Source organism: Mesorhizobium sp. M1006 (assembly GCF_040318825.1).
Taxonomy (GTDB): domain Bacteria; phylum Pseudomonadota; class Alphaproteobacteria; order Rhizobiales; family Rhizobiaceae; genus Mesorhizobium.
In genome coordinates this window covers 1-3,593 of record NZ_JAMYMZ010000110.1, presented here as the reverse complement: position 1 = coordinate 3,593, position 3,593 = coordinate 1, and the positions used below count along the sequence as shown (strand labels likewise).

At 59.1% G+C, this 3,593-nt stretch carries 3 protein-coding genes and 1 pseudogene; 1 reads left to right on the top strand and 3 read right to left on the bottom strand.

The genetic code is table 11. The annotated features are described in order from the left end of the window. Positions 1-489: 489 nt before the first annotated feature. A complete protein-coding gene (locus NKH60_RS34615) occupies positions 490-756 on the bottom strand; it encodes a hypothetical protein (RefSeq protein WP_352875077.1) in 267 nt (88 codons plus the stop codon). 360 nt (positions 757-1,116) lie between these two features. Here NKH60_RS34615 and NKH60_RS34610 point away from each other — a divergent pair, with 360 nt between their 5' ends. Continuing rightward, positions 1,117-1,341: a hypothetical protein gene (locus NKH60_RS34610; protein ID WP_352817865.1), complete on the top strand. Its 225-nt coding sequence runs from the start codon at positions 1,117-1,119 to the stop codon at positions 1,339-1,341. Positions 1,342-1,572: 231 nt separating this feature from the next. Here the strand turns inward: NKH60_RS34610 and NKH60_RS34605 are convergent. Together NKH60_RS34605 and NKH60_RS34600 are read right to left on the bottom strand one after the other, a co-directional pair. After that, positions 1,573-2,476: pseudogene (locus tag NKH60_RS34605) on the bottom strand (ArdC family protein). 324 nt (positions 2,477-2,800) lie between these two features. Beyond that, a complete protein-coding gene (locus tag NKH60_RS34600) occupies positions 2,801-3,256 on the bottom strand; it encodes an ester cyclase (RefSeq protein WP_352875076.1) in 456 nt (151 codons plus the stop codon). Positions 3,257-3,593: the final 337 nt, after the last annotated feature.

The following is a 3,593-nucleotide window of genomic DNA, read 5'->3' as shown; positions in this document are numbered from 1 at the left end:
TCGAGAAGACAGCCCGAAACTACCTCGCCATCGTCACCATCGCCGCAACCGTCCTCTGGATCAGATAAGTGTCCACACGACCTAGTCCAGATGCAACAACCACGCAGCAACGATGTACGCCCGCAATCAGCGCGGGAAGCGGATCATCTCGCTCTAATCGTCGAACTTCAGTCAATGGCGCGTCCCGCTGGTTCAAACACATGAGCCGGAGCAAGCCCGAAATGAGCATAACGACTGGCTGGGGTGGCAAGCGGAAGTCCAGCGTGAACGCGCGGAATAGTTGATTTGCGGACTTGAGCCGGCATTAGGTTGCGCAAGCTGTAGCGGCTGACCTTGGCGCGACCGAGACCAACGTCGGCGCTGACGCGCAGGGCCCGCTCTTGAAGCCAGTGGCCAGCGGGCTCTACGGCAACAATGGGCGCTTTCCAGAATGACTGGAACCGCACCATCGCTGACCAAACCTAAGCTTGGCCAGCGGAGCAATCACCTTTACGATTCGACCAGGATCACCAAGGACTCTGGAACCACTCCATCGAAGGCCATCGCATCCGCGGCTTCCTTGCTCTGCATAGCTTTCATCATGGCGTCCATGTCCGGAACGTCCATGAGAACGGCCACCCGAGTCGGATTTTGTGGATCTACAAATGTTCGTATGTTGGTCACGCCGAGCGGACCAAAAAGCTCTTTGCGCTTCGGCGAGTCGAGCCAGTGTTTTGTGCCCTTTGTGATGTTATGGTAGCCAATGACTGTCGGCATTGCATCCTCCCTATCGTAACGGCGAAGGCCCGGCATCAACCAAAAGTGCCAAGATCCATCCCGTCGAACGACGGAGCGCCGTTTCGGTTGGACTGTCAATTATTTCGTTAAAGGCGCGCGGAAGAACGATTCGGAGTGGGCGTTTCTTACGGACCGTTCGACCTCAATGAACCAGGATCGCGGTCACGCGGCTGTGGCTATTGACATGTGACAAGCGCAAACAGCCGGACAACAACAGCAAGGACTCGCGTGGCACATATCGGGATCCGGCGCTGGGGTCGGAAAGGGCAGTTGGGCGTAGGTGCCTGTCATGACCCGGCGGGCCAAGCTCGTGGGTTATCGCTGAGGTGGAGGCCTCGGATGAGCGTTCTTACGAACGGGCGACCCAGCAACGTGACTGCCCACGAGATTGTTGAAGAGCTGATCCTACAAGCCCGTCGCGGTCAAATCATCTCCGTCAAAGAGACCATTACAGTGGTGCGCCGAGACGGGCCGCAAGTGGAAAGTGACTGCGCGCCGGTCGAGCTTATTGTAGAGATTGCCCCAGCCTTTGGCCTGTTTGTCGCGTTCGACCTCCACGAATAGCGTCATGGCAACCCACTGGTTCAACCCCGAGAGGGCACTCTTTGCGCCAGCCAGTTATCCGATCCCGCTCAGAAATTTCTACCAACATTCCCGCCTTCCAAGGAACCAAGGAACAAATCTTCTCGGCAGGAGGTTCTATCCTCGACCATGGTTGAGGTCGACAGAAGGAAACAGAAGGCTATCGCCGACCTTGTGCGACGGTGGGGTCACATCAGATGGTCTCGGGCCGCTTCATTCCGCGGCCTCCAGCAAGCCGGCTTCTTCCTGCAAGCCGTGAAGAAAATCCGCGGCGCGCTGCGCGTGGCTGGCTGCGGTGAAGATCGCCCGCTTGTCGTTCTTAAGCACCTTCAGCCATGAGCCGATATAGGCGGCATGGTCGGGCCGGGTTTCGGGCGTCAGGTCGAGATCGGCGGACAGGAAGATCGAAGCAAAGTTCAGCAACGAGTTCTTCCATCGCGTAGCCTTCGTCGCCCCAGCGCTTGCGGCCAAAATCCCGCTCCAGCCGCGAGGGGTGGCGCGTCCAGTGCGTGCACTCGTGCGCCAGCGCTGCGTAATAGCTTTCGGCATTGCGGAAGGTCTCGAACGGCGGCATCTGCACATGGTCGCTGCCCATGCTGTAATAGGCCTGATTGCCGCCGTGACGGATATCGGCGCGCAGCGCGGCGAAGAAAGTTTCGGCATGCTCGATGCGTGCTACCGGATCGAGGCGCTGTTCCGCCGGGGCATAGAATTGCGCCGGTAGGCCCTCGATCTGCTCGACATTAAAGACGGTGTAGCCCTTCATAAACGGGATATCCCGCTCCTGCTCCTCGCCGGTCGCTTCGTCCTTCTCTGTCCTGCGGATACGGTCGGCATAAACGACAAGATTGCCCCTCTCGCCCTTGCGGACATGCGCGCCCATCTCTTGCGCCTGTTTGAAGGTCATCCAGATCGGCGCGGCAAAGCCCTGCGCCATGGCTACCGACCAAAGCATGATGATGTTGATTCCCTGATAGGGCACGCCGTTATGACGTAAGGGCGGCGAAATCCGCCCGGCGGCGTGCTCCGCGTTCCAAGGCTTCAGCCATGGGCGCAGGCCCTGTTCCAGTTCGGCAACAATGCTCGCCGTCACCTTCTCATAAACATCTGCTTTCATTGGTTTTTCCTCCTAGTTTACGGTTGCGCAGCAGCTGCTGCTGCAACCGGACTAGGCCCCGCGCCAATGAGCGGGCGGAATGCGGTCAAGGCTGAAAATCAAAGGGTGGTGCGGCCCACAGCGGAGTGAGCACACGGCCTTTGATTTTCACGCGAATAGCGCCCGGCCTTGACGGCAGGGGGCGGCAGCCCCGGATCAAAAGAGAAAAGGTTGCACGGGCCGAAACGGCCCGTTCAGGTCACGGCCTGAAAGGGCGTGCTTGCGCGAGGGATGGAAGCCGGATGGCCGAAATCCCGGCGTAGCGTGGCGAAGCCGGAGTTCGGTTTACGAGAGCCCGGTCCTGCGTAGCTTCAGCGAAGCAGTACGCGCCCAGAATCCGGCGCCGTAATCGGGTTCGGTCGCTGTTCCGGTTTTTGCTGCGCCGCATGCGCCTTCCCTGAGGCCATGCGAGGTCACTGCGTACGGGAAAGCTGGCATTGGTGTAGCTGAGGAAGTGCGGCGCAATCGGTGGAAGTTTAAGATAACTGCCAAGGCATGAAAAGCATTGAAGGCACTCCCTGGCGGCTTGGCGGTCAGCTGCTCCTGGAACTTGGCGAAGTCGGCTACCTCCCAGTGCTCGGCGAGCTTTCCGTCGGCGATCCGATAGAATTGAAAAGCAGCGAAATCGACGCGATTGCCGGTCGCCTTGATCTCACCGAAGTCATTTTCACCTGGGTGCCGCTGACGCGATTCATGACCGCCACCCGATCGCCCTCGCCGATGATCTGCTCGATGGTCCAAGTGAAATCGGGAAGCTGGACTTTAGGCCCTCGAGATAGCCGCGGATGACGTCGATGCCAGAGGATTGTTCATTCAGCTTGTCACCATAGTCCTGCGAAACAATGTCGGCGAGCTGGGTCAGATCACCGGAACATATCGAAATAGCGGCGGACGATGGCTTTATTGGCATCAGAATCGGACATGGGCTGCTGTACCCGGTTCCATTCGCTGGCAGGCTGCATCGTCGGCAGTGACCGTGCTGAGCCGCCTGTGACTCGATACCCTCCGGCGAAGGCCGCCTTGCGAGAGGACGGCACGGTAGCGAGGCTGCGCTCTTAAGGTCGCCCTTACGAGCGAA

Bases quoted from the DNA above. Each gene is read 5' to 3' on its own strand.
- NKH60_RS34615 (WP_352875077.1), bottom strand. From the start codon at position 756: ATGCCGACAGTCATTGGCTACCATAACATCACAAAGGGCACAAAACAC.
- NKH60_RS34610 (WP_352817865.1), top strand. From the start codon at position 1,117: ATGAGCGTTCTTACGAACGGGCGACCCAGCAACGTGACTGCCCACGAG.